The following is a 26,125-nucleotide window of genomic DNA, read 5'->3' as shown; positions in this document are numbered from 1 at the left end:
AATGCCGCGTGAACGACGCGCCCAGTGAGTCCCCCGGATTCCTGGGCGCGTCGGTCGGTGCGGCGCATTCCACCGGATTCATACATTCGGTGTACGAAGGCCCGGAGGGGGCCACGACGGAGGGAGTCATCATGCACGACCGCGACATCCGAGCACTGGAGTACTTCGAGGTCTACCAGCGCTCACAGCACCTCGCCGACACGACGATCACGAACCGGCGGAGCATCCTGACCGCGTTCGCCAGGCACGCGGGCGCGCTCGTCGACGCCGACGTGTTCTCGCTCCGCGGCTACATCGGACGCCCGGGACCGGCGACCGCCGGCACGCGCCGCACCGAGCGCGGCGCGCTCACCGCGTTCTACACGTTCCTACACGAGGACGGCATCCGCGCCGACAACCCGGCCCTGAAGCTGAAGCCGGTGAGCGTCCCGAAGGGCAAGCCGCGACCGTTCACCGCCGCGCAGATCGACGCCCTGCTCACGACCGGCGCGTACACCCGCACGCGGGCGATGATCCTCCTCGGCTACTACCAGGGCTTCCGCGTCTCGTCGATCGCACCCGTGCACGGCCACGACATCGACCTCACGAGCGGACGCATCCGCTCGGTAGTGAAGGGCCGGAAGGAGCGGTGGTTTCCGCTGCACCCGGTGATCGCCGAACTCGCCGACACGATGCCGACAGACGGCTACTGGTTCCCGGCGCGCGGCGGCCGCGAGGGGCACATCCTGCCCGGGTCCGTGACGAACCTCATCACGCGCGCGAAGAAGCGCGCCGAGATCGCCGAGCGCAAGCTCACCCCGCACTCACTGCGCCACGCGTTCGCGACTGACCTCCTCGAGGAGGGCGTCGACATCCGGGTCGTGCAGGAGCTGCTCGCGCACGAGCACCTCTCGACCACCCAGATCTACACGCAGGTCAGTGAGCAGCGGAAGGACGCCGGGATACGTACGCTCGCGCCGCGCGAGATCGCCGCGACATCCGGGAGGGGTTCCGTTAAGATCGCGGCATGAAGCGTTCATCGGTGTTGCTGATCCTTGCTCTCATTTTGCTCGTTGGGTGCACACCTGCACCGACGCCCTCGTCGGATGAGCCGACCGTCGACGACGCGCGCGTGACGTGTGAGGCGGCGTACTCGGAGCTTCCTCACTCGCTCGAGGTACTGGCAGAGCAGAGCGGTGAGGACGTGGACGCCGCCACGCCCTGCGACAACTGGATCGAGTCGCAGGGCGAAGCAGAGTTCATCGACTTCTGGACGACGCCCTCGAAGTACATGCCGTACGTGGTATCCAACGGCAAGCTCGAGGCTCTCTCCGAACTCTAGAGATCCCGTCGGAGCTTGTCGCTGACGTCGACCGGCCCAGTTTCCACGGCCACGAGAGCCTGCGGGGCGTGCTTGGCGAGCTGAGATCGGAGTGTCGCGTTCTCCTCCCGAAGCTCCGAGAGCGTGCCGTTCGTGTTGCTCTTGATGGTCGCGATCTCCTTGTTCTGCTGAGCCTGCATGGTCGCGATGCCTCCGAATCCGGCGAGCAGCGTGAGCAGGGTGAACAGGAAGTTCGTCAGTGTTGCGGTTGCGTCGGGGCGCAGGATGAGCAGCACCACGACTCCGACGAGGCCGAGCCCGGCGAGGATCGCGATGATGAGGAAGATGGTCTGCTTGTTCACGGGGTCTCCTTGGTGAGTTCTTCGCGGGTGCGGGCCGCGATCTTGTCGATGTCGGTCTGAGAGAGTGACCGGTTCGCGGCGAACGCCTGGGCGGTGCTGAACGCGGTCCACTGCTCGCGCACGACGGTGTCGTACTTCCAGTCGGGCACCTCGAGCGGGGTGATCCCGTACACCGAGCACAGCGCCTGGAACGTCTGCTCGGGGATCGAGTAGGGCGGCACGCCGGCCTGGATGATGATGCCGGAGTTGGGTGCTCCGGACTTGATGATCGCTTTCATGTCGTCCTCCTCGGGGACGGGTGGTGTGGGTGGTGGGTCGTTACGGTGGTTGTCGAGGTGGGCGAAGTACTCGCCGTGCCACGGCTCGTCTTTCTTCGGGTTGCCGGGATACCGGGCGGTCTGACGCCACCCGTTGTCACGCCACACGGCTGCTGCTGCAGGGTCGTACCAATCGTCGGAGTCCGCGGCGTCGCCCGTGACGTGCACGGACTTGTCTGCGGGCAAAGCGAACGGAGCCCACGGGCCGCCGGCGAGGTAGTCGAGCCACTTCCGGTAGTTCTCGTCGGCCTTCTCACGAGAGCGCCCCGCCTCGTTGATGTCGGCGAGGCGTCCGAGCTGCGCGTCGATGCGGAGGATGGATGCTCCCGCGGCCGCTGACGCCCACCCGCGACCGTGGCCGAGCTGCACGGTGCTCACTGTCCCTCCAGGTCGTCGAGACGGCGCAGCGCACGCTGGAGCACGGGCAGGACGGCGAGCAGGATGCGGTCGTAGTGGATACCGAGGATGAGGTCGTTCTCGTCGCGGAACACGGCCCACGGGAAGATCTCGGCGACGTCGTCGGCGATGAGTCCGACGTCGTGAGTGCTGTCGGAGATCCAGTCGAACTCGACGAACTCCATCGCGAGCACCTGCTCGTCGGTGACGTTCAGCGGTGCGATGTTCTTCTTGAAGCGGCGCGCCGATGCGGTCTGCGCGAGCACGCCGTCGACCTGGATCGCGAGGGATCGCCACGAGCCCGACACGCCGCGTGAGTAGATCGACGGGGACAGGACGCCGTTGTAGATGCCGCTGACGTCGGTCGGGGCGGGGATGTCGCTGAGGTTCGCGAGGTTCACCGCGCCGACGTATCCGGGGATCGCGTACTGGAGCCGTGCGCCGTTCCATCCGAGCGTGGGGCTCTCGCCGGGAGCCACGGCTCCGCTGTTGCGCCACCCGCCGAGAGCGGCGAGAGCGCCTGCCGCTGTGTCTTTGCCCGTGCCACCCTTACTGATCGGCAGGGGCCAGAGCGCGAGGAGCGCGGCCTTGATCTTCTGCACGATGTAGTCGCGGGTCTTGTTGATCTCCTGCCACCCGTTGCGCCGGTCGGCGGTTCCCGGCACGAGATCCATGCCGTCCGCGAGTGCGTCATCTCCGATAGCCATCAGACTGCCTCTCCGATCCAGGACCCGCCGACGGGCGAGTCGGTCCACTTCTGTCCTGCGGCGAGCAGCACCCACGCCCCGGGCGGGGTGTCGATGGTGCGGCTCGTGAGCGTCACCTCGTCGGTGTCGAAATCGAATGTCACGACGCTGGTCTCACCGGTCTGTGTCGGTGCTCCCTCGAGCACGACGGTGATGCCCTGTTCGGCTTTCGCGTTCCAGTCCGCGACGGTCTTCACGGTGACCTGTCGACCGCGGCCCTGCGCCCGCCTGACGGCGTATTCCGCGAAGCCGGGGCCGGGGAACGGGGTGGAGAACTCGAAGCGTCTGAGGAGCGTGTACGACGGGCTGAGGGCGTAGTAGTCGGTGCGTTCCTGCCGGATGCCGTTGCGGTCTGTCCAGGTGTAGACGACCACGGCGGCGTCGAACCACTCACGGTCGTCGCGGGAGATCCTCTCGCTGCCGTCGATGAGGTTGACGCCGTGACGCACCTCGAGCGCTCCCCCGGCGTCGTAGCCCTCGCTGCGCAGCGTCCATACGCGCTGCTCATCGCACACGAGCCGGAGTCCCGCGGCCTGCACGAGCGGTGACAGGAAACTCATCGCGTCTTTCCCGGCGCGCCATGTGAGCGCGTCGGGTGTCGCGCTCGCGATCAAAGGCTTCCTGGTCGAGATCGACGCGTGAGCGGTCTGCGCCCACCCGTAGTCGTACTGTGCCGTGTCGGTGAAACCGCCGTCGAAGTACAGCCGATCGGCTGCGCGGTCGCCGGTCGATTCCGACAGCCGCCACGCGGTCACGTTCACGTACTGCGAGGCGGGCATCGTGCCGTTGATGAACACGCGCGGGCGGACCTTCACGGTGTTCCCCACCGCGACGAACGTCGTCGCGATGCGCTTCCACGACGCTCCCGGGGTGATCGCGGTCGGGGTGGCGAAGTTGACGATGTTGCCGGCGGCGTCGTACAGGATCGCGTCGACCTGCACGTTTATGCCCGCGTTCGCTCCGACATCGACGCTGAGCTCGTAGAGCTTGCCAGGGGTGACAGCGAGGGACGCCTCGCTGAGGTAGATGTACCCGCCGACGGTCGCCGCGGATGCCTGCACCGCCAGATACGTCGGCGCATAGGACGGCCCGCCGCTCGCCTGCCGGGTCGGTGTGAGACCGCCCGACGTCCACGTGGTGAGCCAGTCGGTGATGCCGACGGCAACCCGCGGATTCCGGATCAGGTTCGACGACTCCGCGAGTGCGGGCACCGGGACGTCGGCCCCGGCCGCGAGAGTCGCACCGGGAATGACCTTGTCCAGCACGTACCCGACGAGCCCGCGCAGCGACGCCTGATAGTTCAGGGGCGTGATGTCATCCTCGAGCGGCCCCTTGTCGGCGAGCAGCGCCTCGTCGGATGCGAGCGGGAGCGTCACCGTGCCGGCAGCGAGATTCACTGTCCGGTCGCGCAGTCCCAGGTTGAACGACCGGGTCTGCGTCCCCCACGGGAACGTGGCATCCGCGGTCACCACGATGCGCGGTGCCGGCGACATGCGCGGATCGAGTGCGGCGAGCGTGGCGAGAGACGGGACCGCGATCGTGATCGATCCGCTCACGTGCGGGCGGCGGCTCGCGTCGAGCGAGATCGACCCACCGACAAGCGAGAGCGCCCGGTCGGGCGAACCCTTGAGCACTGCCTGGTAGACGTGAGTGGAAACGCTCATGTGCGCACCTCACGGAACGGGGTCGTGACGATCCACGCGTCACGGGTCTCATCGTCCAGTTCGAGCGTAACGTCGTCCTCAGCGACGACAAACGACATACCGATCGACACGTCGGGGTCTGCCAAGGTGAGCACCTGCGGGGTGGTGAGAGCGGTCACCGCGGCGCGCGCGTCGACCTCGAGCGCGAACACGAGCGTGAGCGAGCCACGGCGAAGGGACGCCGGTCGCAGGGTGACGTCGTCTGCATCGCGTCCGAGGATGGGGTGCATGATCGTCCGCGGGGACCTAGCCGCCGTGTACCCATCGACGATCGTCGGGGTGATGACTCCGGTTGCGTGCGTGATCGTGGTCATTGCCAGTCCCCCTCGGCAGAAATGACGCGGCTCTTCAGTTGGATCGTGCGACCGTTGTTCCTCACGATGAAGCCATCGACGTCGCGTTGCGCAGCGACAAGCTCGGACTTCACCGAGAGCACTACATCTCGCCCATTGAGCTGATCGATCACGCCGTCGGTGTCACCCTTGAACCTCGCGACGTCGGTTGTCGCCTGACCGGTCTCCGCGTCAATAAGGATCTGCTTCCCGTCCGGCAGGCTGATGAGCTTGTTGCCGAGGTCGTCGATCTCCACACCGACGTCCCCGGCGTCGTTAACCATTCCTTTCAGCGCGTCGGAATAGTCCCGCGCGATGTCAGCGGCCTTGGCGTTGTTCGTCGCGTAGGTATCGAGCGATGAACCGGCGTTGTCGAGCGCGTTCTGCTGGTCTGCGAGCGCCGCGGCCTCTTCCTCGGTCAGCAACTTGCCCGTCGCGCGCTGGTCGTTCAGCTTCGCGTTCTTATCGGCGAGCACGTCCTGAGCTGTGGCGAGAGCGTTCGTGTCTCCTGCGAGGATGCGCGCCGCTTCGGGAAGGTCCACGCCGAGCACGTCGACCAGTTTCTGCGCGTCTGCTCGCTTTTCGGGGTCGGTGAGGACTTCGCTCACGCGTGAGGCGAGAGTGACTGTGTCGAGCACTGTGGTGCCCGCGTCAATGTACGCCTGAGCGAGACTCCCGGCTCGGTCCTCGAGCTTCTGCCGTTCAGCTTCGATGCCCTGGAACGCGTTGATGAGCAGACCTATACCAGCGGCACCGGCAGCGAGGCCGAACGCAGCCGGGAGCGTGCCGACCGATCCGGCGAGCCCACCGAATACGTCCTGCGCGATCTGTGGCAGATCCTCGAGATCGCCGCGGAACGACGAGAACGTCTCTCCAAGGTTCTGCTTGAGCTCGTCCCCGGTCTCGGCGGCAGCATGCTTGACGCGGTCGAGACCGTCGTCGATGTCGTCGCCGGTCGTCTTACCGGCGCGCCCTGCACGGTTCAGTTCGTCGCGGAGCTTCTTGATCTCGTCGGCGGCGTCATCGGTACGGCGCTGCGCGTCTCGCATCCCGCGCTCGAGCTTGTCGCCCGCCTGCTTGCTGTCGTCTCCGAGCTGCTCGAGCTGCTCGGAGACGTCCTCGAGGGGCTCGAGCAGTCCGCGGTTGATCGCGGACATCGCGGAGCGCGTGTCGGCGGCGACCGAGAGGTCGATACCTTTCGCCATTAGCTGCTCTTCCCTTCGAGGGCTTCGTGGATCGCGCGGACGAATGTCTGCACGTACATCGCGAGAATGCGGGGGATAACGGATGCCGCCGACGGGTAGACGACATAGCCGGTGCGGTTGGGCTTCTTGAACGGGCGGTTCGGATCCCGGTACCGGGTGAACTGTCCGCCGCTCTTGCTCTTCACGGTCTCTCGTGCCGCCGGTCGCGGGTTCGCTCCGAACTCGACCGGTCCGTAGCTCTCGGAGGGCTTTAGACCACCGGTGAGACTTCGGGACAGCGACGCAGACGTGAGACGCACGTTCTGATCGGAGACACGCACCCGCCCGGAGTCAGCGAGCACGGCCCGCTCGAGCTTCGTGCTCGCGTGTTGCGCGAGGGTCTGCTTCCACGCCTGCTCCGCGATCTGCTTGAGGTTGCGGCGTAGATGCTTCTTCGTGTCACGGTCGAGGTTCCGGAGCCCGCGAAGCACCAGGAGCAGCTCACTGCTGCTGAGAGCGCTGACGCGGAGCACCGGAACCTCCGCGCCTTACGCGGCGGGCGTGCGGGTCGGCTTGCCCTGCACGGGCAGGGTCACCGACGCCGTACCGAACGTGTCGACGTCGCCGCCGATCTCACCGGCCTGAGCGATGAGAGTCCCGGAGAATCCGGTGCCGCCGTCGATCGGCTCGATGACGAACGGGAACTCTTCGCCCTCGTGCTCGAACAGGAACGTCGAGAGGCTCGTCGCGGCCTCGTGGTCCTGGCCGAAGTTGATGCCGGCGGCCCACGTCGCGAGCCCGCCCTTCGTGAAGCTGGACCCCTTCTTGAGTCCCTTCCACGTCGCGGTGCTCGACGTCGGGGTGAGCCGCACGCCGGAGACCTCGGCCTCGTAGGCGGTCCCACCGATGGTGATCTTGGACTCGGTCATGTAGAGCGGGTTGAACATGGTCACTCTGCTTTCTTGATTGCGGTGAGCGCCTCGAGCGAGATGTCGTAGGCGGTGAACTTGGACTGGAAAGAGACCTTGTCGGCCCCGCGGAACGCGACCCACCGGAGCTTCTGGATCGGCTCGAGCAGGATGTCGAGCAGCTCGTCGAGATGCTGGTCGGCCTGGCCGGGGTCGGTCTTCTCCGAGATCACGGTCAGGATGAACGTCGGCATGAGCACGCCCTGTGCTGCGACGTGACGGGAGACGCTCGAGAGCTTGAGCATGAGCGTCGGCTTCGAGGGGCGGTCGATGTTCTTCTGGACCGGGACGAACTGGAATGTCCCGGCGGTGATCTGCGCAAGGAGATCGTTCTCGAGGCGGGCGCGGAGGTCCGCGTACCCGGGCATCAGTCGTCCTCGTCGTGGCCGGTGGCGAGGGCGTTGCCGCCGCGGGGCGGGCGCATCATACGGCGGGCTTCGCGGGCGAGCCAGGGTGGGTTGTAGTCGAACCCGTCGCCGCCGATCGATCCGGATTCGTCGGCGATCGCGTCGTTCCACAGCCCTCGGACGAGCGTGAGCTGCGCGAGACGCACCGTGCGGTCGCGGGGGCGCTGCGGGTCGTCCTCTGCCGGTAGCCACGCCTCGCAGGCGTCCTGCGCGGCGTCGAGCATGTCGGCACGGAGGTCCATGTCGATGCCCTCGGCGGTGTCCCACAGGTCGGGGAGTTCGTCGGGGGTGATCCATTCGACGGCCACGGCTCGTCCTTTCGTGTCGGTGGTGGTGGTCAGGTGCGCCCGGCGGGTGGGATGCTGGGGGCTCCGCCGGGCGCACCGGCCCGGTTACGCGCCGCCGCCGGCGGGCGTGAGCGAGACGCGGCGGATGCCGGCCTTGAAGTAGTCGCGGAACTGGACGTAGCCGAACAGTGCCTCGTCCACACCGCCCTTGACCATGTCGAGCGCGTTGACGCGGATCGGCGAGCCCGGCAGCTCGTGAACCGCGGCGGCCTCGCGGGCACCGGTGACGACCTCGCCCTCGGGCACTCCCGTGTGGGGAACGATGCTGAATCCGGACAGGTCGCCGTCCTCGAGGCCGAGACCAAGGTTCAGGTACTCGAGCACGTCGCTCTTCTTGGTGAAGAGCAGCGGGCGGTAGTCGGCCGGGTTGACGAGCGCGTACGACGGTCGTGCGTCGTTCGCGATGATGCCGAGCGCGCCGTCGACGATGCCGACGAGAGCAGGCGGGACGTCGGCGGGCAGATCCTCGACGTTCGAGGTGGTCGCGGCGGCGAGGAGCTGCGCGAGCGCCCACGCGTCAGACTTCTTGGCGTACGAGCCGGCGGCGGCGGTCAGGAAGGAGTTGACGACCTCGGTCTCGCCGAAGTCGATGAACTCGCGGGCGAGGTCCCAGCCGCCTGCGAAGCGCTGGATGCCCCACTCTGCGTTCTCGGTGGTCGGCGTGTTCGAAGGCACGTTGGCCTTGTTGCCTGCCCACTCGGCGACCTCGGGCTCGACGACCCATCGCCACCCGATCGTGCGGAGCGACGTGAGATCGCCGTGCAGGAGGAGGGGGATGATGCGGCGGGCGAACGGGATGCCGGACCAGATCTCACCGATGTAGTCGGGGGCGATCGCGGCGGTTCCGACCTGGTTGGTACCGGAGACCTTGACGTCGTTGAGTGCGGCGAGCAGTGTCTCCGCCTGCTCGGGCTGACGGATCGCGGCGGCGACCGCGGCGGCGAACATCGCGGCGGTGAGCTTCTCGGGCTCGGCGGCGGCGATCTTGCCGGCGAGGAGCGTCTGGGGAACAGTTGCGTTGGGCATTTCTGCCTCTCCTTCTGCCGGTGCTTCCGGCTCGGTGATGACGATGGTTTCGGTGATGGTGGTGGTCTCGCCGTCCACTCGCGTGACGCGGGTGACCTTGCGCTCGTGCTCGACGCCCTGCTCGTCCGTGAACGTCTCGGTCGTCTCCTCCTTGGTCTCGGACGGCTCGTCGTTGACCTCGGTGATCTCCTCGCCCTCGGCGAGAGCGAACAGGCCGGCGGACGCGAACGCGCCCTCCGGGACTGCGGCAGCGCCCGTGAGCCGCGACTGCACGGCCTGAGCGCCGCGGCGGATGATGTCGGCGACCTCGGCGGACAGCTTGCGGAATCCGCCGGTCAGGTAGGCGTCGCCCTCGTCGGTCTCCGCGATCGCGAAATCCGCTTCGACGCCGCGTGCGGTCTTCGTGAGCGCGACCGCGCGGCCGATGGGGTTGAAACGGTCGTGACCGATGTTCAGGGTGATGATGCTCGGATCGCGCGGGAGCGAGATGCTGTCCGCGCTGAACATGATCGACTCGGTGCCGCTCTGGTTGGGGCGCGACAGCTCGCCGAACGGCAGCAGCAGCCCGCGCACGATGCGGGAATCTCCGACCCGCTCGAACAGTCCAACTTCCATGTGTCAGTCCTCCGTAGGGGTGCCGGTCTGTGCCGGCGTGGTGGTGGCGAAGTCGAACCGGACCCGCGTGCCGCGCGGCACAACGTCATCCATCGACAGGCGGTGCTCGAATGGAGAGGTCCAGAACGACAGACGGTCCTCGAGCTCCTGCTTTTCGGTCTCCTGCGTCTCGTACGTGAGCGAGGCCTGCGCCTTCGCCCCGTCGAGAGCGGATGCGTTCAGGTTGAGGAAGTTCGCGAGGTCGATGCGGACCGCGTTGCGAGCCTTGTCGAGCACATCGATCGTGCCGCCGGCCTCGAGACGCAGGTTCATCTTCTGCGGGACGAACATCACCGCGCCGTCAGGGTCGCGCAGCGCCTTCGAGACAGCCCGCACGTACTCGCCGGCTTCCTTCTTACTGACGGTGCCGTCTTCGCGCTCCTCTAGGATCACGGTCGGCGTGGGGTTGCGGACGCGGGACGCCCACGCGCGCTCGAGCGCCTTCGCGGCGCGGATCGTCTCGGTAGCGACGTTCAGTAGTCCCTCGAACGGGCCGGGGAAGTACAGGACGGACTCCGCCGCAACGGGTTGCTTGTCGACGAGGATCTCGCCGGTGGGGTTGACCTCCCACCGGTCGTACGGGACATGCACGGCGTCCTTGATCGGCGCGTAAGCGGAACCCTCGGGCTTCGCGCCGCGCTCGAGCAGCCACAGCGACTCGCCGTAGAAGATCCAGTCATCGAACGTGGCGGCGAGGCGCATCCAGGGCGTGACCGCCGTATCCGTGCGGTACAGCCATGCGTGATTCGTTGTGACGTCCTCAGCGCCGCGGAGCGCTCGCAGGGGCCGATCGGCGAGCTGCACGATGCGGTGGCGAGCTGCGGCGACCGCCGGGACGCTTAGCGCTTCCTTGCGGGTGACCTTCGCGACCTCGAGCCCGTAGATGTCGGACCAGACGAACTTGTTCAGTTCGCCCTCAGACCACGGCGAGACGATGCCTGACGTCGCGGCCATTGCCGACCCCGGGAACGGCAGGAGGTTGCCAGATGCGGCCTTCTCGAGCACTTCGACTTTCCGGGAGAGTTTCACGTGTTTGACTATCCGGAGAGGGTGTTACCTTTCCGGTTCGGGGCGGCGTGTCGGGGTGTCGCGGGCAGCGAAACGGGCGGTGGCTCCCCAGCTCACCGCCCGTCGCCGGCGCATCGTCCCCAGCCGTGCACCTACCCGCTTCCCCTGCGGACTACTCGGTGGTCTTGCTCTTCTGGTCGTGTTCCCACTGCCGGCGTGCCGTGCTTGCCTCGCGCGCATCCATTCCGTGCACGTTCATCAGGTGTCGCTCGGCGGGCTCGAACGACTCGCGGACCGTGAACCCGAACCCGTGCCAGTACTTGCAGGCGTCACAGAACACGTGCACGTAGCGGACGGTCTTGCCGTCGCGGGTGATCTCGCGGCGGATCTTCGCCGCGACGCTCATGCCCTCACCTCGGCATCCGGCCACTGCTCTGCGGCGCAGCGGCGCGCCGTGTCCTCGCTGCGGTGAACGTGTCCGCACCGGAAAGCGAACTCTCCCAGCTCGTCTGCGACGTGTAGCCGCGCGATCACTGTGTGCGCTCCACTGGCTGCGGACGTGTAGTGGTCGAGGGTCACCCAGCGCAGATTCATGCTGCGACGATCCCGGTGCTGTCGTTCGACTTCGTGTCGTAGTGCTGGTCCCAGTTGCGGAGCGCTCGCACGGCGGCGTCGAGGCAGGTGATGTCGTCGCCGCGTTCCATGGGCGTGAACAGCCAGATTCCCTGGTCGTTGCGTGTCTCGCGCTTCGCGGCTCGCTCCACGGCGACGTCGAGGCCGGTCTGTCCGGTGAAGTGGATGAGCGTGCCGCGCTCGAGGTCGCGGAGAAACTGGATGCACCCTGCGGCGGTCTCGCGGTATGTCTGCATCCGGAGCCGCGGCTTGGGGCGGAGCCTCTGCGCCTCGGTCGCGGTGGCCTTGCCCTCGGCGATGTCGTCGAACGCGATCGTGCATCCGGGATACCGCTTCGACAGCTCCTGCATCCTCTTGGGGAGCCAGAGCGTCCCGGTGCGGTGGTCGACTACCTCGATCACGGCGCGCTTCTTGTTGTCGCGGTAGGCGGCGACGATCGCGGAGACGCCGCCGCCGGGCTTGACGGCGATGCCGAACGCGACGCGGCGCGGGAGGGGCGGGCGCTTGCCGCGCTCGGTTCGGGTCCACCACTCTCCGGGCACGGCACGCTCGCCGTACGTCTCGGGCCAGAGCGACAGGTACTCGCGAGCCCACTCGGGGCGTGGGATGCCGTGCCAACGCTCGCGCATCGTCTCGATGGTCGTGAGCGTGCCGACGCCGGGGTGCACGGTCTCGAGCAGGTCCATCGCGGCGTCCACGTCCTCGACGACCGACCACGGGGTGTCCTCGGGGGCAGCGTAGTCGAGACCGCCCATGCCTGGCTTGCCGAGGCGGAGCTGCTCGAGGAACGTCCAAAGCACGCCGGCGCGCTGCTCCCCCGCGGTGCCCGACACGATGATCTTGGAGTCGGGGCGTGTGTCCTGAAGGGGCAGGATGCCGGCGAGCAGCGCGGCGCCGTCCTCAGGCTCGATCTCCTGCGCCTCGTCTATCCACGACACGTCAGCGGCCTTGCCGCGGTAGGCCTTCGCCTCGGGGCGCACGACCTGGAAGCTCGAGCCGTTGTCGAAGTAGACGCCGGCCTTCGTGTTGCCGCGGAGCACGCGGAAGCCGCGACCGTACGTGTCGGGCTCGTCGTGCGGGATCGCGTCCATGCCGAACAGCGCCTCGTGGCGGACCTGCGCGGCGGGCTTGCGCTTCACGCCGCGCAGCCACGGCGGCACGCCCTCGTCGTCGGGCGGGGAGATCCGGTCGAGGCCGTCACGTGCCCACTCGTCGAGCGCCGACACGCCAGCCATGCCGGTCTGCGCCGAGAACGTCACCTTGTAGCGCGGGCGCGACACGCAACGGCCTAGGCACCAGCAGAGGATCGTGGTCGTCTTCGTGCCGCGGCGCGGGATCTCGAGCACGGCGCGCGGGTCGCCGGCGTTGAGCGCGTCGGCGATGAGCAGCTGGTGCGGCTTGAGGGGCTCAAGCTGCGGATCGGCGGTGCGCACGGCCTCGACGGCATCCGCGTCGTCGAGATCGACGAGTACGTAGCCCATGAGCGCAGCTCCCGCGAGGAACTCAGCGCGCAGCTCGTACGAATCGTCGAGGTTCGCGCACCATGTCGGCTCGAGCGCCCGGTCCCTCAGCTTCTCCCACACATGGGGAGAAAAACTTGTGCTGCCCGCTAGCGGAGGTACAGACGAGTTCTCAAAAACCATCGCGCTCGACATCACGCAGCCGCCTTCACTACCTCGTCGAACTGTGCGCGGCGCTCATCGTGCAAGCATCCGCGGCACAGGAGCAGGATCCACGGCACGTTGCCGTTGTTCGCATCGGTGCGGGGCCACGCGACTGCGCGGTAGTACCAGTCACCGGCTTCGATGCCTTCACAGTCGTAGCCGTGCCACTCGCAGCGATGCGGCTTGCGCGCCTTGACAGCCCATCCCTCGTTGCCGTGACGATCCTTCGGCAGCTTCACCATGGTCTGATCCCTTCACGCGCTCCGGCGCTGCTGCGCCTGCGTCCGTTGGTGGTCTTGGCTCCGAGCTTCCCGCCCGCTCTCAAGTTGCAGAGCGCGTGCGCAGCTCCCGTGTTCTGTCGTGTAGTGCGTCCGCCCTTCGATGCTGGGATCAGGTGCGCGACGTGCCACCGTTGTCCCTTCTCGACGGGTCGACCGCACTCGGTGCAGGGCAAGGGCAGACGTGCTTCGATCTCGGGTCGCAGGTGGTACGTGCCCGATGTGTGATTGCTGTCGCGGTGATGCTTGGACACGGCGTCTCCTGTCTCCGATCCAGAGGGTGACGAGCAGCGTCCAGAGCAGGACGCCGGTGATGATCGCGGGCACGGGCTCGATGTTGTCGATCACGTCAGACTCCCCTCGACGGGGGGGTGAGCATGGATGTGAAGAACCGTCGGCAGGCGATGACGTTGTCGAGGATCAGCTTCGATGCGTCGGCATAGGCGGTCGCCTTGGCGAAGTCGGCGCGCCCTGCGAGGAGCTGTCGGGCGATCTCTGCGATGGTGCGTCCGGATCGTGCGCACTGCTGCTGGGCGTCGGTTGAGGTCCACAGCTGCGCCTCGAGCAGGAACGACTCGGCGAGTTCGTAGAGCTGGTTGCTGAGCGCGATGCGGTCGGTGTTCGTGGGTGCGTGGGGGTCGAGGGTGGTCATGCTGTCTCCTGCACTCGAGCTGCGGCGCATCCGCGTTCGCAGTGACGGTCGTCGATGAGGTCGTGTCCACAGGCTCCGCGGCTCGCGCGGTTATCAACGTGAGATTTCTTCTTCGAGGTATTGGGGTGGTTAAGGGATGGTTTGGGTGACGCCTGCGCCACCCCTCCCCCGGCGGAAGCGTCAGGGGGTGACGCCTGCGCCACCCCCTCAGGGGCGTCGATCTCGAGGACGGCGGGGCTGTCCTCCGGCATCCGGTGCTGAGCCGTCCGGTCACAGTCAATGGGGCATCGGAGCAGGAACGAGTAGCGATTCGGGCGCTCGTGGGCGGCGAACCGGTGGTCACCGCCGGCCTGCACGTGACGACGGATCTCGTGCAGCTTCTCGAGCTGATCGATCGCGCGCTGTACGTTGCGCGGGTCGACGCCGGCGTACTTCGCAAGCTGCTTCACAGCGGGCCACGCACCGCCGTCGCCGTCGTGGTTCGCGATGCCGAGGAGCACGAGCTTCGCCGTGCCCTTGGCGCGGGAGTGGTGCAGCGCGATTGCCATTGACTCGACGCTCACGGGAGCCTCGTCACCACTACGTCGTCGAACCGATGAGCCATGTCCAGCGACGTGGTGGGTTCGCCGGTAGTGATGTTCCTCCACCCGACCTCGAGTCGCTCGAGCAGCTCCACGCGTGCCGTTCCGTCGCTGTCGACGTCCGCGCCCGCCATGTGGGTGCCCGCCTTCGTGTCCTCGAGCATCTGCGCGAGCATGAGCTTCTCAAGCATCGGCTGACTCCGTCTCGGCTACCGAGCGATCGAACAAGAACCCTCCACGGATGCCGGGCATCTTGTGTACGGGCTCGAGCGCTCCGGTCTCGACGCGGCGGGCAATCTCGCGGGTCGAGACTCCGAGAGCTGCCGCTACATCGCGGGTAGTCAGGAGTTCAATGTGAGACATATGTCTAACGTACGCACAAGACTAGGCAAATGTCCAGCCTGACACGCTTGCACGACTCTCGACGTTACGTCTAAGGTTGGACGCATGACGATGATGACCGCACCGGGACAGATCCCCGAATGGACGATTGCCGACCGGCTCCGGAAGGCACGCGAGAGCGCCGGCTACGGCCAGGCAGACTTCGCAGCGCGCACGTCCATGGCTCGTGCGACGATCTCGGCCGCAGAGAACGGGCACCGCGTGCCGAGCCGCGCCAACATGCGCCTCTGGGCTCTGGCGACCGGCGTTCCCTTCGAGTGGATCGAGACAGGCAACGTCCCGACCGATCCTGTGGGCCCTGCCGGGATCGAACCGACGACATCCACGGTGTAAACGTGGCGCTCTACCAGCTGAGCTAAAGGCCCTGGTGCGACCAGTCTACAGACGACCCGATGCGCACCCATGTCGTGGAAGAGGGATAGGCTGAGGGCGGCACGCGTTGTGCACAGCCGACAAGGCTGCCCGCGTCGCTTCCCGTTTCCTTGGCATGACCTGCCAGCATGACGAAAGGCTCCCCCGTGACTGTGCACGACCAGGATCCGTACTCCCAGGGCAACCTCGACAGCGATCCGGAAGAGACGGGCGAGTGGCAGCAGTCGCTCGACGAGCTCGTCGAGGCGAAGGGGCATGGCCGCGGACGCGAGATCATGCTGAGCCTGCTCAAGCGCTCCAAGGAGCTGCACCTGAGCGTGCCGATGGTCCCGACCACCGACTACATCAACACGATCGCGGTCGAGAACGAGCCCGAGTTCCCCGGTGACGAGGAGATCGAGCGCCGCTACCGCGCGTGGATCCGCTGGAACGCGGCCGTCACGGTGCACCGCGCACAGCGCCCCGGCATCGGCGTCGGCGGCCACATCTCGACCTATGCGTCCTCGGCGGCGCTGTACGAGGTCGGCTTCAACCACTTCTTCCGCGGTGCCGACAACCCCGGCGGCGCCGACCAGATCTTCATCCAGGGACACGCGTCGCCCGGCATCTACGCCCGGTCGTTCCTCGAGGGCCGTCTGAGCGAGCAGCACCTCGACGGCTTCCGTCAGGAGCAGTCGCAGGCGCCGTTCGGCATCCCGTCGTACCCGCACCCGCGCCAGATGCAGGACTACTGGCAGTTCCCGACCGTGTCGATGGGCCTCGGCCCGATCAACGCGATCTACCAGGCCATGTCGAACAAGTACCTGGAGAACCGCGGCATCAAGGACACGTCGTCCTCGCAGGTGTGGGCCTTCCTCGGCGACGGCGAGATGGACGAGATCGAGAGCCGCGGCCAGCTCCAGGTCGCCGCCAACGAGGGCCTCGACAACCTCAACTTCGTGATCAACTGCAACCTGCAGCGCCTGGACGGCCCCGTCCGCGGAAACGGCAAGATCATCCAGGAGCTGGAGTCGTACTTCCGCGGCGCCGGCTGGAACGTCATCAAGGTCGTCTGGGGCCGCGAGTGGGACGACCTGCTCGCCCGCGACACCGAGGGCGCGCTGCTCAACATCATGAACCAGACGCCGGACGGCGACTACCAGACGTACAAGGCCGAGTCCGGCGCGTACGTCCGCGAGCACTTCTTCGGCAAGGATGAGCGCGCCGCAGCCCTGGTGTCGGACTACACCGACGACCAGGTCTGGCACCTCAAGCGCGGCGGCCACGACTACCGCAAGGTCTACGCGGCCTTCAAGGCGGCGGCCGAGCACAAGGGCCAGCCGACAGTCATCCTGGCGAAGACGGTCAAGGGCTACGGCCTCGGCCCGCACTTCGAGGGTCGCAACGCGACCCACCAGATGAAGAAGATGACGCTGGACAACCTCAAGACGTTCCGCGACACCATGCACATCCCGATCACGGACGCGCAGCTCGAGGAGAACCCGTACCTGCCCCCGTACTACAACCCGGGACCCCAGGACGAGACGATCCAGTACATGCTCGAGCGCCGCCGGGCACTCGGCGGCTTCCTTCCGGAGCGCCGCTCGACGCACGTGGGGCTCTCGCTGCCCGACGATGCCGCGTACGCGCTGCCCAAGAAGGGCTCCGGCACGCAGGAGATCGCCACGACCATGGCGTTCGTCCGTCTCCTGAAGGACCTGCTGCGCACCAAGGACTTCGGCCACCGCATCGTGCCGATCATCCCCGACGAAGCGCGCACGTTCGGCATGGACGCCTACTTCCCGACGGCGAAGATCTACAACCCGAACGGCCAGCACTACACGTCGGTCGATCGCGAGCTGCTCCTGGCCTACAAGGAGAGCCCGCAGGGCCAGATCGTGCACGTTGGCATCAACGAGGCCGGCGCCCTGGCCGCGTTCACCGCGGCGGGCACCTCGTACGCCACGCACGGCGAGCCGCTCATCCCGATCTACATCTTCTACTCGATGTTCGGCTTCCAGCGCACGGGCGACGCCCAGTGGGCCGCCGGCGACCAGATGGCGCGCGGCTTCATCATCGGCGCCACCGCGGGTCGCACCACCCTCACGGGCGAGGGCCTGCAGCACGCCGACGGACACTCGCACCTGCTCGCCTCGACCAACCCGGCGACGATCTCCTACGACCCGGCCTACGGCTACGAGATCGCGCACATCGTGCGCGACGGTCTGGAGCGGATGTACGGGGGCAACCACCCCGACCCGAACGTCATGTACTACATGACGGTCTACAACGAGCCGCTCGTGCAGCCCAAGGAGCCCGAGGACGTGGACGTCGACGGCATCGTGCGCGGCATCCACCGCGTCTCGGTCGGCGAGGGGGACGGCCCCCGCGCCCAGCTCTTCGCGTCGGGCGTCGGCCTGCCGTGGGCGCTGGAGGCGCAGGAGCTCCTGAAGAACGACTGGAACGTCGCGGCGGATGTCTGGTCCGTCACGTCCTGGACCGAGTTGCGCCGTGACGGCCTCGCCGCCGACGAGCACAACTTCCTGCACCCGGAGGAGGAGCCGCGCACGGCCTACCTCACCCAGAAGCTGCAGGGCGCCGAGGGTCCGGTCGTCGCGGTGAGCGATTTCATGCACGCCGTGCAGGACCAGATCCGTCCGTGGGTCCCGAACCGCTACGCCACGCTCGGCGCCGACGACTTCGGCTTCTCCGACACGCGTGCCGCGGCTCGTCGTTACTTCAAGATCGACGGTCCCTCGCTCGTCGTCCGCACTCTGCAGGCACTCGCCGAGGAGGGCACGGTCGACCGCTCGCTGGCCGCACAGGCCATCGAGAAGTACCGCCTCCACGATGTGAACGCGGGCACGAGCGGCAACGCGGGCGGCGAAAGCTGAGCCATCGGTGACAGCATCGTCTGCACGCGGAATGGACAAGGCCGCGACGCTCACCTGGCTGCGCCGGATCTCCGGTGACATCGCCTCGGTGACGATCAAGCGGCTGGAGGACACGCTCCCGTGGTACGCCGACATGCCACCGGCCCGCCGCTCTGCGGTCGGGCTGGTGGCTCAGGCCGGCATCACCTCGTTCATCCAGTGGTACGACGATCCGACGTCGACCCCGTGGATCGCCGCCGACATCTTCGCGGCGGCTCCGCGCGAGCTGCTGCGGAGCGTCAGTCTGCAGCAGACGCTGCAGCTCATCCGCGTCACCGTCGAGGTCACGGAGGAGCGCGTCGCCGGGCGCGGAGAGGATCTCCGTGAGGCGATCCTGCTGTACTCACGCGACCTCGCCTTCGCGGCCGCCGACGTCTACGCCCGTGCCGCCGAAGCCCGAGGCCTATGGGATGCCCGGCTGGAGGCACTGGTCGTCGACTCGATCCTCACGGGCGAGGCCGACGAGGAGCTCCCCAGTCGGATCGCCGCGCTCGGATGGCACGGTCACGGCGAGGTCGCGGTGCTCGTCGGCACGACTCCCCCGCAGTTCGACGTCGATCTCGTGCGCCGCACGGCACGCAAGCTCTCGATCGACGTGCTGATCGGCGTGCAGGGCTCCCGGCTCGTGCTCGTGATCGGCCGCGCCCGCGTTCCGGGCCAGGAGGGCGAGGAGCCCGAGCTGGGCTTCGACGAGATCGCCTCCCGGCTCGAGCCGTCGTTCGGACCCGGCTATGTCGTCCTCGGGCCGGCCGTGGCAGCGCTCGTCGACGCGAGCCAGAGCGCGCGCGCCGCGCTCGCGGGTTTCGCCGTGGCGCGGGCTTGGCGCAGCGCGCCGCGCCCCGTCGATGCCGACGACCTCCTCCCCGAGCGTGCTCTGGCGGGCGATCCGCTTGCCAAGCAGACGCTGATCGAACGCATCTATCGCCCGCTGCAGGCGCACTCGACCGATCTCGTGACGACGCTCTGGAGCTATCTCGACAACGGACGCTCGCTCGAGGCGACCGCGCGCGAGCTGTTCGTGCATCCGAACACGGTCCGCTACCGCCTCAAGCGCGTGAGCGAGGTCATCGGCTGGGATGCCACGGGTCCGCGCGAAGCGCTGATCCTGCAGACCGCGCTCATCCTCGGGTCGATCGGCGCAGCGGATCAGGTCCGCAGGCGTGCGCCTCTGCGTCGCCCCACACGCTGACGTCCGCGACACGCCGAGACTGTACGCCATACACAAGGGATCTTCCGAAACTTGTGATGGATCATCCACCGCTTCCGCCCGATCGTTGGCAGACTTGGGAATGTGATTGTCGTCGTATGCCCAGGACAGGGCTCGCAGACCCCCGGTTTCCTCTCCCCCTGGCTCGAGCTGGACGGTGCGGCTGAGAGTATCGCCGCCTACTCCGAGGCCGCTCAGGTCGACCTCGAGCAGCACGGCACCGTGTCGGATGCCGACACGATCCGCGACACGCGCATCGCGCAGCCGCTGATCGTCGCCGCGTCCCTCGTCGCCGCGACCGCTCTGGAGTCCCGCGCGGGCCGCCGCGCCGACGGCGTCGCCGGACACTCGGTCGGCGAGATCGCCGCGCTCGTGGACAGCGGCGTGATCGATGCCGAGGCCGGCATGCGTCTCGTGGGCATCCGTGGTCGAGCGATGGCGGATGCCGCAGCGCAGACCCCGACCGGTATGAGCGCCGTGCTCGGCGGAGACGAGGAGACTCTCCTCGCCCGTCTCACGGACCTCGGGCTGTCCCCCGCGAACTTCAACGGCGGCGGCCAGATCGTGGTCGCCGGCGAGCTCGCAGGGCTCGATGCCCTCGCGAGCGAGCCGGTCAAGGGCACCCGCGTCATCCCCCTCCAGGTCGCCGGCGCGTTCCACACGTCCTACATGTCGTCGGCTGTCGATGCTCTGCGCGACGCCGTCGCGACGGTGACCCCATCGGACCCCACCATCACGCTGTGGACCAACCGCGACGGCTCCGTCGTCTCCGACGGGGCGACCGCGCTGTCGTACCTCGTCGACCAGGTCTCCTCCCCCGTGCGCTGGGACCTCTGCATGACGTCGTTCGCAGACCAGGGAATCACCGGCCTGATCGAGCTGGCGCCCGCCGGGGCCCTGACCGGGCTCGCCAAGCGCGGCCTGCGCGGCGTGCCGACCGTCGCCGTGAAGACCCCCGAAGACCTCGACGCAGCCGTCGCGCTGCTGAACGGAGAAGCAGCATGACCGCCGCCCTGAACCAGGTCTCGGGTCCCGCCTACACCCGCATCTATTCGTATGGTGCCGCGCGCGGCGAGAACGCCGTGCCGAACGACGACCTCGTGGGGCCGATCGACTCGAGCGACGAGTGGATCCGGCAGCGCACCGGCATCGTCACGCGTGTGCGCGCCGACAAGGGCACCGACGCGATCGACCTCGCAGCCACCGCTGCGACCGAGGCCATCGAGAAGTCCGGCGTGCCCGCGGACCAGGTCGACCTCGTGATCGTGGCCACGATCAGCAACCCCAAGCAGACGCCCTCGGTCTCGGCGATCGTCGCCGATCGTGTCGGTGCGAACCCGGCGGCAGCCTACGACGTGAACGCCGCCTGCGCCGGCTACGCCTACGCGGTCACGCAGGCCGACGCCCTCATCAAGGCCGGTGCCGCGCGCTATGCGCTGGTCATCGGCACCGAGAAGCTCTCCGACATCGTCGACCCGACCGACCGGAGCATCTCCTTCCTGCTCGGCGACGGCGCGGGGGCCGCACTGATCGGCCCCAGCGACGTCCCGGGCATCGCTCCCGCAGTATGGGGCTCCGACGGCTCGAAGGCCGATGCCGTGGGAATGAACAGCACGCTGACCGAGTTCCGCGACGGCGAGGCGCCGTGGCCGACGCTGCGGCAGGAGGGTCAGACGGTCTTCCGCTGGGCCGTGTGGGAGATGGCGAAGGTCGCACGCGAGGCTCTCGACAAGGCGGGCGTCGAGCCCGCCGACATTGCGGCGTTCATCCCGCACCAGGCCAACATGCGCATCATCGACGAGTTCGCCAAGCAGCTCGGCCTGCCGGAGTCGACCGTGATCGCGCGCGACATCGAGACCACGGGGAACACCTCGGCGGCGTCGATCCCGCTCGCGAGCCACCGTCTGATGGCCGAGCACCCCGAGCTCTCCGGCGGCCTGGCCCTGCAGATCGGCTTCGGCGCGGGGCTCGTCTTCGCCGCCCAGGTCGTCGTCCTCCCCTGAGAACGCCCCGACCTTCCCTAGACTGTTCCACGGTTCCGAAATCAACCCCGTAAGAAAAGGAAGACCACAATGGCTTTCACCAAGGATGAGGTCCTCTCCGGCCTCGCAGAGCTGATCACCGACGAGACCGGCATCAACGCCTCCGAGGTCGCCCTCGAGAAGTCGTTCACCGACGACCTCGACATCGACTCGATCTCGATGATGACGATCGTCGTCAACGCCGAGGAGAAGTTCGGCGTCACCATCCCGGACGACGAGGTCAAGAACCTCAAGACGGTCGGCGACGCCGTCGACTTCATCGTCGCAGGCCAGCAGTAGTCCAGCCAGGATGCCACCCCCGCATCCGCGGGGCGTGGCATCCTCTGCCTTGCCCGCCCTCCGCTCGACCCGCCTGACAAGGAACCACACATGACCAAGCGCATCGTCGTCACCGGCATCGGCGCCACGTCCGCCATCGGCGGGACCGCCCCCGAGAACTGGACCAACCTCCTCGCCGGAGTCTCCGGCGCCCGCACCCTCGAGCACGATTGGGTAGAGCAGTATCAGCTCCCCGTGACCTTCGCGGCCGAGGCGATCGTCCGTCCCGAAGAGGTCCTTCCGCGCCACGAGGCCAAGCGCCTCGACCCGTCCTCGCAGTTCGCCCTGATCGCGGCACGGGAGGCCTGGGCGGATGCCGGCTCGCCCGAGGTCGCCCCTGAGCGTCTCGGCGTCGACTTCGCGACCGGCATCGGCGGCCTCTGGACCCTCCTCGACGCGTGGGACACGCTGCGCGAGAAGGGCCCGCGCCGTGTGATGCCCCTCACCGTTCCGATGCTCATGCCGAACGCCGCGGCGGGCAACCTCTCGCTGCAGTTCGAGGCCCGCGCCTACGCCCAGACCGTGGTGAGCGCGTGCGCCTCGAGCACCGAGTCGATCATCCACGCCTACGACCACCTGCAGGAGGGCCTCGCGGACGTCGTGATCGCGGGCGGCACCGAGTCGGCGATCCACCCGATCACGATGGCGTCCTTCGCCTCAGCTCAGGCGCTGTCGCGCCGCAACGACGACCCCGCGTCGGCATCGCGTCCCGGCGCGATCGACCGCGATGGCTTCGTGATGGGCGAGGGCGCGGCTGCGCTGATCCTCGAGACCGAGGAGCACGCGAAGGCGCGCGGCGCGAAGATCTACGGCTACGTGCTGGGCGGCTCCGTCACGGCCGACGCCTACCACATCACCGGCAACGACCCCGAGGGCAACGGAGCGGCGCGCGCCGTGACCCAGGCGCTCGAAGGCGCCGGCATCACGGCCGACCAGGTCACGCACATCAACGCGCACGCCACGTCGACGCCGGTGGGCGACCCGAACGAGTACGTCGCGCTGCGCAAGGTCTTCGGCGACCGCATCGACGAGATCCCCGTCTCGGCGACCAAGGCGTCGACGGGCCACCTGCTCGGCGGCACCGGCGCGCTCGAGGCGATCTTCTCGCTGCTGGCGCTCCGCGACCGCGTCGCGCCGCCGACCATCAACATGACGGAGCCCGACCCTGCAGTGCCCTTCAAGCTCTCGGGCGAGGCCCAGCCGCTCGGCGACGGCCCGCAGATCGCGATCAGCAACTCCTTCGGCTTCGGTGGCCACAACGCCGTCGCCGTGTTCGCGAACGAGCTCTGACCCGCACGAAGAAGGGGCCGCCCCGGGGATGACCCCGGGGCGGCCCCTTTCGTCTCCGGGCGCGGGACTACACCCGCGACGTCCGGGCGAGCTGCTGCGACCGCGCCGCGCGCATCCGGGTGGCCCAGGGCAGGAACACTCCGACCAGCGGGCCGACGCCGAACGCGAAGAGCACCGTGCCCACGCCGACCGGTCCGCCGAGCAGGAAGCCGATCACGAGGACGCTGCCCTCGATCAATGTGCGGACGATCCAGACGCGCCATCCGGTTCGGGCCACGAGACCGGTCATCAGGCCGTCGCGCGGTCCGGGTCCGAAGTCCGCCGCGATGTACAGGCCGGTCGCGAAGGCGAGCAGGACGAGACCGGCGACGAACATCGGCGCACCGATCCACACCGACGGCGGGGCGGGGACGACCGCGAGAGTGAGGTCGGCGCTGGGTCCGATCAGGAGGGCGTTGAGCACGGTGCCGATCCCCACGCGTTGGCGCAGGGGAATCCACAGGAGCAGCACGACGATCGACACCAGCACGGTCACGAGACCGTAGCCCAGACCGAACTGCTCGGACACTCCCAGAGCCAGGACGTCCCACGGGGCGACGCCGATCCCCCCGCGCACCATGAAGCCGAGGGCGACGCCGTACAGGAAGAGGCCGATCACGAGCTGCGCGAGACGCTCGGCGAGATCGCGTCGACTGGTCGCGGTGACCGGGAGGAACGGGGAGCGGAGCTGCATCCCTCCATCGTGGCGCGGAGGCCCCTGTTCCCGTCGAGGCCAGTGAGAAGAAAGTGGCCTGACGATTCCAGTCCACTTTCCGGCATGCTGGATGCATGACCTCCCGACTCGTCGAGCACCTCGGACCGCAGAACGTCGCCGGCGCCACGGCCGTCGAACTCGCCGACCGCATCCGCGCACTGATCCTCGACGGACGGCTGACCGTCGGCGAGCGTCTCCCGAGCGAGCGAGCGCTCGCACTCGAGCTGCACCGCTCGCGCTCGACCACGACCCGGGTGTACGACCTCCTCGACCAGGACGGCTACGTGTCGCGCGTGCACGGCGGCAGCACCAGGGTCGCGCTCCCCCACGCGTCGTCCGCCTCGATCGAGGCGGACGACGAGTCGATGATCGACCTCTCGATCGCCTCCATGGATTCGACGCCCGGACTGTACGACGCGACCGTGAGGTCGCTGCCGCGTCTTGCCGCACTCCGCGGCACGAGCGGATACTCCCTGCGCGGTCTCCCGGAGTTGCGCGAAGCGGTGGCCCGACGCTTCCGCGAGCGCGGCGCCCCCACCGACGCGGATCAGATCGTCATCACCTCGGGAGCGCTCAACGCCCTGAACCTCGTGCTCGCGACGCTGGGTCGTCGCGGGGAGCGCGCCCTGGTGGAGCAGCCCACATTCCCGCACGCGCGTGAGGCGCTGCACCACCATGGATACCGCATGCTCCCCACCCCGGTCGACATCGAGGGCTGGGACGAGCGACACGTGACAGACACCCTCCTGCGCGATCGGCCGCATGTCGCGTACCTGATCCCCGACTTCCACAACCCCACCGGCGCGACGCTCCCCGACTCGTCCCGCGCTCGGATCGCCACCACCGCCCGCAACGTCGGCACCCACGTGATCGTGGACGAGACGACCTCGGAGCTCGACATCGACCGCGGATGGTCTCCCCGTCCGTTCGCGGCGTTCAGCCCGGAGGTCATCACGGTCGGCTCGATGTCGAAGATCGCCTGGGGGGGCCTGCGCATCGGGTGGATCCGAGCCGATCGGGCGCTCGTGGCTCGGCTGCTCGCCGCTCGCCCGACGTTCGAGCTCGGCACAGCGCTGCTGGAGCAGTGCATCGCGATCGAGCTCCTGCAGGACATGCCCGCGCTCACGACTCATGTCGCCTCCCGGCTGCGTCTGGGCCGGGATGCCGTGGCGGCGGGGCTCGGCGGCATCGACGGTGTCGAGATGCCGTCGACGCCCGGCGGGCTGTCCACGTGGCTCGACCTCGGGGCTCCGGTCTCGACCGCCGTCTCGCTTGCGGCGCGTGACCGCGGCCTCGTGCTGCCGCCCGGCCCGCGGTTCGCGACGGGAGGGGTGCTGGAGCGGCGGGTGCGGATCCCCATCACGCTGCCGCCGGAACGGACGGCACTGGCCATGGAACGCCTGCGGCTGGCGTGGGACGACGTCCATGCCGGTGACACGCCCCGCACCGAGGAGATCCCTCACGCCGCGGTCATCTGATCGTCGCGCAGACGAGGACCCCACCCCCTCGCAGGGGCGGGGTCCTCGTCATCTGGAGGGGGATTCGCTTTCTCAGCGTCCGGGACGGATCACCGGCATCCGATACTCGCGCCTCCCCGCTCCACGTCTCCGGAAGTGCTCAACCGACCTTGTGCAGCCACACGACTCGCGCGTCGTCGCTCGCGTGACGGAACGGCTCCAGCTCCTCATCCCATGCCGAGCCGAGGGCGATGTCGAGTTCGCGCTGCAGCTCGACGGCACTGCCGGCCGCGATCTCCATCGCGTAGCGGATGCGGTCCTCGCCGATCACGATGTTGCCCGCAGCATCCGTCTGCGCGTAGTGGATGCCGAGATCCGGCGTGTGCAGCCAGCGACCGCCGTCGCTGCGCGGCGTGGGATCCTCGGTGACCTCGAAGCGGAGGTGCTCCCAGCCCCGGATAGCCGTCGCGAGCGCGGCGCCGGTTCCGACCGGACCATCCCAGTAGAACTCGGCACGGCGGGCGCCGTCGAGCACGGGCTGGTCGCTCCAGTCGAAGCTGACGGCGCGACCGATAGCGCGTCCGACCGCCCATTCCAGGTGCGGGCAGAGCGCGCGAGGTGCAGAGTGGATGAACACCACTCCGCGTGCGTAAGCCGTCGCCATGATCTCTCCGTTTCATCAGGTGCGTCTTCCCCAACGACCTGAACCACGGGATCCGGCGAGATATGCGGTTATGCGCCCATTCTCGCCCAGGGACGAGGAAATCACAAGCGTGTGATTCGGGGACGCGAAGACCCCCGGCCGCAGACGAC

The 26,125-nt window shown here is 68.1% G+C and carries 32 protein-coding genes and 1 tRNA gene; 10 read left to right on the top strand and 23 right to left on the bottom strand.

Features of this window, described 5'->3' with window-relative positions; translation table 11 throughout:
- The first annotated feature begins 8 nt into the window (after positions 1 to 8).
- Positions 9 to 1,010: a tyrosine-type recombinase/integrase gene (locus tag MRBLMX7_RS18455; RefSeq protein WP_363370727.1), complete on the top strand. Its 1,002-nt coding sequence runs from the start codon at positions 9 to 11 to the stop codon at positions 1,008 to 1,010.
- On the top strand, positions 1,007 to 1,321 hold the full coding sequence (locus MRBLMX7_RS18450) for a hypothetical protein (protein WP_363370724.1): 315 nt from the start codon (positions 1,007 to 1,009) through the stop codon (positions 1,319 to 1,321). Before MRBLMX7_RS18455 ends, MRBLMX7_RS18450 begins: the two co-directional genes overlap by 4 nt.
- On the opposite strand, the gene MRBLMX7_RS18445 is transcribed toward MRBLMX7_RS18450, so the two are convergent.
- The 20 genes from MRBLMX7_RS18445 to MRBLMX7_RS18350 form a co-directional block, all read right to left on the bottom strand.
- On the bottom strand, positions 1,318 to 1,662 hold the full coding sequence (locus MRBLMX7_RS18445) for a hypothetical protein (protein WP_363370722.1): 345 nt from the start codon (positions 1,660 to 1,662) through the stop codon (positions 1,318 to 1,320). The two genes, MRBLMX7_RS18450 and MRBLMX7_RS18445, sit on opposite strands and share 4 nt — an antisense overlap.
- Positions 1,659 to 2,357 carry a hypothetical protein gene (locus MRBLMX7_RS18440; protein ID WP_363370720.1) on the bottom strand — a complete coding sequence of 233 codons (699 nt, stop codon included), beginning with the start codon at positions 2,355 to 2,357 and terminating at the stop codon, positions 1,659 to 1,661. The genes MRBLMX7_RS18445 and MRBLMX7_RS18440 overlap by 4 nt, the downstream gene beginning before the upstream one ends.
- On the bottom strand, positions 2,354 to 3,082 hold the full coding sequence (locus tag MRBLMX7_RS18435; RefSeq protein WP_363370718.1) for a tail fiber domain-containing protein: 729 nt from the start codon (positions 3,080 to 3,082) through the stop codon (positions 2,354 to 2,356). The genes MRBLMX7_RS18440 and MRBLMX7_RS18435 overlap by 4 nt, the downstream gene beginning before the upstream one ends.
- A complete protein-coding gene (locus tag MRBLMX7_RS18430) occupies positions 3,082 to 4,785 on the bottom strand; it encodes a hypothetical protein (protein ID WP_363370716.1) in 1,704 nt (567 codons plus the stop codon). The genes MRBLMX7_RS18435 and MRBLMX7_RS18430 overlap by 1 nt, the downstream gene beginning before the upstream one ends.
- Complete coding sequence (locus tag MRBLMX7_RS18425) at positions 4,782 to 5,138, bottom strand: hypothetical protein (RefSeq protein WP_363370714.1); 357 nt, start codon at positions 5,136 to 5,138, stop codon at positions 4,782 to 4,784. Before MRBLMX7_RS18425 ends, MRBLMX7_RS18430 begins: the two co-directional genes overlap by 4 nt.
- The gene (locus MRBLMX7_RS18420; RefSeq protein WP_363370712.1) at positions 5,135 to 6,361 is read right to left on the bottom strand and encodes a hypothetical protein; all 1,227 of its coding nucleotides are present in this window, start codon (positions 6,359 to 6,361) and stop codon (positions 5,135 to 5,137) included. Before MRBLMX7_RS18420 ends, MRBLMX7_RS18425 begins: the two co-directional genes overlap by 4 nt.
- Positions 6,361 to 6,873 carry a hypothetical protein gene (locus MRBLMX7_RS18415; RefSeq protein ID WP_363370711.1) on the bottom strand — a complete coding sequence of 171 codons (513 nt, stop codon included), beginning with the start codon at positions 6,871 to 6,873 and terminating at the stop codon, positions 6,361 to 6,363. The genes MRBLMX7_RS18420 and MRBLMX7_RS18415 overlap by 1 nt, the downstream gene beginning before the upstream one ends.
- A 15-nt stretch (positions 6,874 to 6,888) precedes the next feature.
- Positions 6,889 to 7,293: a hypothetical protein gene (locus MRBLMX7_RS18410; protein ID WP_363370709.1), complete on the bottom strand. Its 405-nt coding sequence runs from the start codon at positions 7,291 to 7,293 to the stop codon at positions 6,889 to 6,891.
- Entirely contained in the window at positions 7,290 to 7,676 is a 387-nt protein-coding gene (locus tag MRBLMX7_RS18405; RefSeq protein ID WP_363370707.1) for a hypothetical protein, read from the bottom strand. The genes MRBLMX7_RS18410 and MRBLMX7_RS18405 overlap by 4 nt, the downstream gene beginning before the upstream one ends.
- A complete protein-coding gene (locus MRBLMX7_RS18400; protein WP_363370706.1) occupies positions 7,676 to 8,023 on the bottom strand; it encodes a hypothetical protein in 348 nt (115 codons plus the stop codon). Before MRBLMX7_RS18400 ends, MRBLMX7_RS18405 begins: the two co-directional genes overlap by 1 nt.
- A gap of 84 nt (positions 8,024 to 8,107) precedes the next feature.
- Positions 8,108 to 9,703, bottom strand: a complete 1,596-nt coding sequence (locus MRBLMX7_RS18395; RefSeq protein WP_363370704.1) for a hypothetical protein — start codon at positions 9,701 to 9,703, stop codon at positions 8,108 to 8,110.
- A gap of 3 nt (positions 9,704 to 9,706) precedes the next feature.
- Entirely contained in the window at positions 9,707 to 10,771 is a 1,065-nt protein-coding gene (locus MRBLMX7_RS18390) for a hypothetical protein (RefSeq protein WP_363370702.1), read from the bottom strand.
- A 151-nt stretch (positions 10,772 to 10,922) separates the two neighbouring features.
- Positions 10,923 to 11,156: a hypothetical protein gene (locus tag MRBLMX7_RS18385; RefSeq protein ID WP_363370700.1), complete on the bottom strand. Its 234-nt coding sequence runs from the start codon at positions 11,154 to 11,156 to the stop codon at positions 10,923 to 10,925.
- A 184-nt stretch (positions 11,157 to 11,340) separates the two neighbouring features.
- Positions 11,341 to 12,966 (bottom strand): hypothetical protein, encoded by a 1,626-nt coding sequence (locus tag MRBLMX7_RS18380; protein WP_363370698.1) that lies wholly within the window; start codon positions 12,964 to 12,966, stop codon positions 11,341 to 11,343.
- A 71-nt stretch (positions 12,967 to 13,037) separates the two neighbouring features.
- Positions 13,038 to 13,289, bottom strand: a complete 252-nt coding sequence (locus tag MRBLMX7_RS18375; RefSeq protein WP_363370696.1) for a hypothetical protein — start codon at positions 13,287 to 13,289, stop codon at positions 13,038 to 13,040.
- Positions 13,283 to 13,579, bottom strand: a complete 297-nt coding sequence (locus tag MRBLMX7_RS18370) for an HNH endonuclease signature motif containing protein (protein WP_363370694.1) — start codon at positions 13,577 to 13,579, stop codon at positions 13,283 to 13,285. The genes MRBLMX7_RS18375 and MRBLMX7_RS18370 overlap by 7 nt, the downstream gene beginning before the upstream one ends.
- A gap of 95 nt (positions 13,580 to 13,674) precedes the next feature.
- Positions 13,675 to 13,977 (bottom strand): hypothetical protein, encoded by a 303-nt coding sequence (locus tag MRBLMX7_RS18365; RefSeq protein ID WP_363370693.1) that lies wholly within the window; start codon positions 13,975 to 13,977, stop codon positions 13,675 to 13,677.
- Positions 13,974 to 14,540 (bottom strand): helix-turn-helix domain-containing protein, encoded by a 567-nt coding sequence (locus tag MRBLMX7_RS18360; RefSeq protein WP_363370691.1) that lies wholly within the window; start codon positions 14,538 to 14,540, stop codon positions 13,974 to 13,976. Before MRBLMX7_RS18360 ends, MRBLMX7_RS18365 begins: the two co-directional genes overlap by 4 nt.
- A complete protein-coding gene (locus MRBLMX7_RS18355; RefSeq protein WP_363370689.1) occupies positions 14,537 to 14,749 on the bottom strand; it encodes a hypothetical protein in 213 nt (70 codons plus the stop codon). Before MRBLMX7_RS18355 ends, MRBLMX7_RS18360 begins: the two co-directional genes overlap by 4 nt.
- The gene (locus tag MRBLMX7_RS18350; RefSeq protein ID WP_363370687.1) at positions 14,742 to 14,921 is read right to left on the bottom strand and encodes a type IV toxin-antitoxin system AbiEi family antitoxin domain-containing protein; all 180 of its coding nucleotides are present in this window, start codon (positions 14,919 to 14,921) and stop codon (positions 14,742 to 14,744) included. Before MRBLMX7_RS18350 ends, MRBLMX7_RS18355 begins: the two co-directional genes overlap by 8 nt.
- Positions 14,922 to 15,005: 84 nt before the next feature.
- Between MRBLMX7_RS18350 and MRBLMX7_RS18345 the strand changes: the two genes are divergently transcribed.
- Complete coding sequence (locus MRBLMX7_RS18345; RefSeq protein ID WP_363370993.1) at positions 15,006 to 15,293, top strand: helix-turn-helix domain-containing protein; 288 nt, start codon at positions 15,006 to 15,008, stop codon at positions 15,291 to 15,293.
- On the opposite strand, the gene MRBLMX7_RS18340 is transcribed toward MRBLMX7_RS18345, so the two are convergent.
- A tRNA-Val gene (locus tag MRBLMX7_RS18340) sits at positions 15,253 to 15,325 on the bottom strand. The two genes, MRBLMX7_RS18345 and MRBLMX7_RS18340, sit on opposite strands and share 41 nt — an antisense overlap.
- A 153-nt stretch (positions 15,326 to 15,478) precedes the next feature.
- Between MRBLMX7_RS18340 and aceE the strand changes: the two genes are divergently transcribed.
- From aceE to MRBLMX7_RS18310, 6 genes are all read left to right on the top strand, one after another.
- The gene (gene aceE / locus MRBLMX7_RS18335; RefSeq protein WP_363370685.1) at positions 15,479 to 18,205 is read left to right on the top strand and encodes a pyruvate dehydrogenase (acetyl-transferring), homodimeric type; all 2,727 of its coding nucleotides are present in this window, start codon (positions 15,479 to 15,481) and stop codon (positions 18,203 to 18,205) included.
- Between the two features lie 31 nt (positions 18,206 to 18,236).
- Entirely contained in the window at positions 18,237 to 19,433 is a 1,197-nt protein-coding gene (locus tag MRBLMX7_RS18330; RefSeq protein ID WP_050720775.1) for a PucR family transcriptional regulator, read from the top strand.
- Between the two features lie 102 nt (positions 19,434 to 19,535).
- Entirely contained in the window at positions 19,536 to 20,456 is a 921-nt protein-coding gene (locus MRBLMX7_RS18325; protein ID WP_363370683.1) for an ACP S-malonyltransferase, read from the top strand.
- Positions 20,453 to 21,454, top strand: a complete 1,002-nt coding sequence (locus MRBLMX7_RS18320; RefSeq protein ID WP_363370681.1) for a beta-ketoacyl-ACP synthase III — start codon at positions 20,453 to 20,455, stop codon at positions 21,452 to 21,454. The genes MRBLMX7_RS18325 and MRBLMX7_RS18320 overlap by 4 nt, the downstream gene beginning before the upstream one ends.
- Before the next feature lie 69 nt (positions 21,455 to 21,523).
- On the top strand, positions 21,524 to 21,772 hold the full coding sequence (locus MRBLMX7_RS18315) for an acyl carrier protein (RefSeq protein ID WP_363370679.1): 249 nt from the start codon (positions 21,524 to 21,526) through the stop codon (positions 21,770 to 21,772).
- Positions 21,773 to 21,862: 90 nt separating this feature from the next.
- On the top strand, positions 21,863 to 23,101 hold the full coding sequence (locus MRBLMX7_RS18310; RefSeq protein WP_363370677.1) for a beta-ketoacyl-[acyl-carrier-protein] synthase family protein: 1,239 nt from the start codon (positions 21,863 to 21,865) through the stop codon (positions 23,099 to 23,101).
- Positions 23,102 to 23,168: 67 nt separating this feature from the next.
- Here the strand turns inward: MRBLMX7_RS18310 and MRBLMX7_RS18305 are convergent, their stop codons facing one another.
- On the bottom strand, positions 23,169 to 23,834 hold the full coding sequence (locus MRBLMX7_RS18305) for a YczE/YyaS/YitT family protein (protein ID WP_363370675.1): 666 nt from the start codon (positions 23,832 to 23,834) through the stop codon (positions 23,169 to 23,171).
- A gap of 95 nt (positions 23,835 to 23,929) precedes the next feature.
- Here MRBLMX7_RS18305 and MRBLMX7_RS18300 point away from each other — a divergent pair, with 95 nt between their 5' ends.
- Positions 23,930 to 25,333: a PLP-dependent aminotransferase family protein gene (locus MRBLMX7_RS18300; protein ID WP_363370673.1), complete on the top strand. Its 1,404-nt coding sequence runs from the start codon at positions 23,930 to 23,932 to the stop codon at positions 25,331 to 25,333.
- Between the two features lie 139 nt (positions 25,334 to 25,472).
- Here MRBLMX7_RS18300 and MRBLMX7_RS18295 read toward each other — a convergent pair whose 3' ends face one another.
- Positions 25,473 to 25,976: a DUF3145 domain-containing protein gene (locus MRBLMX7_RS18295; RefSeq protein ID WP_050720768.1), complete on the bottom strand. Its 504-nt coding sequence runs from the start codon at positions 25,974 to 25,976 to the stop codon at positions 25,473 to 25,475.
- Positions 25,977 to 26,125: the final 149 nt, after the last annotated feature.

This window comes from Microbacterium sp. LMX7-1.2, assembly GCF_040675935.1.
Classification (GTDB): domain Bacteria; phylum Actinomycetota; class Actinomycetes; order Actinomycetales; family Microbacteriaceae; genus Microbacterium.
Note: the sequence above shows the minus strand (reverse complement) of the source record. Positions and strands in the feature narration are given on the sequence as shown.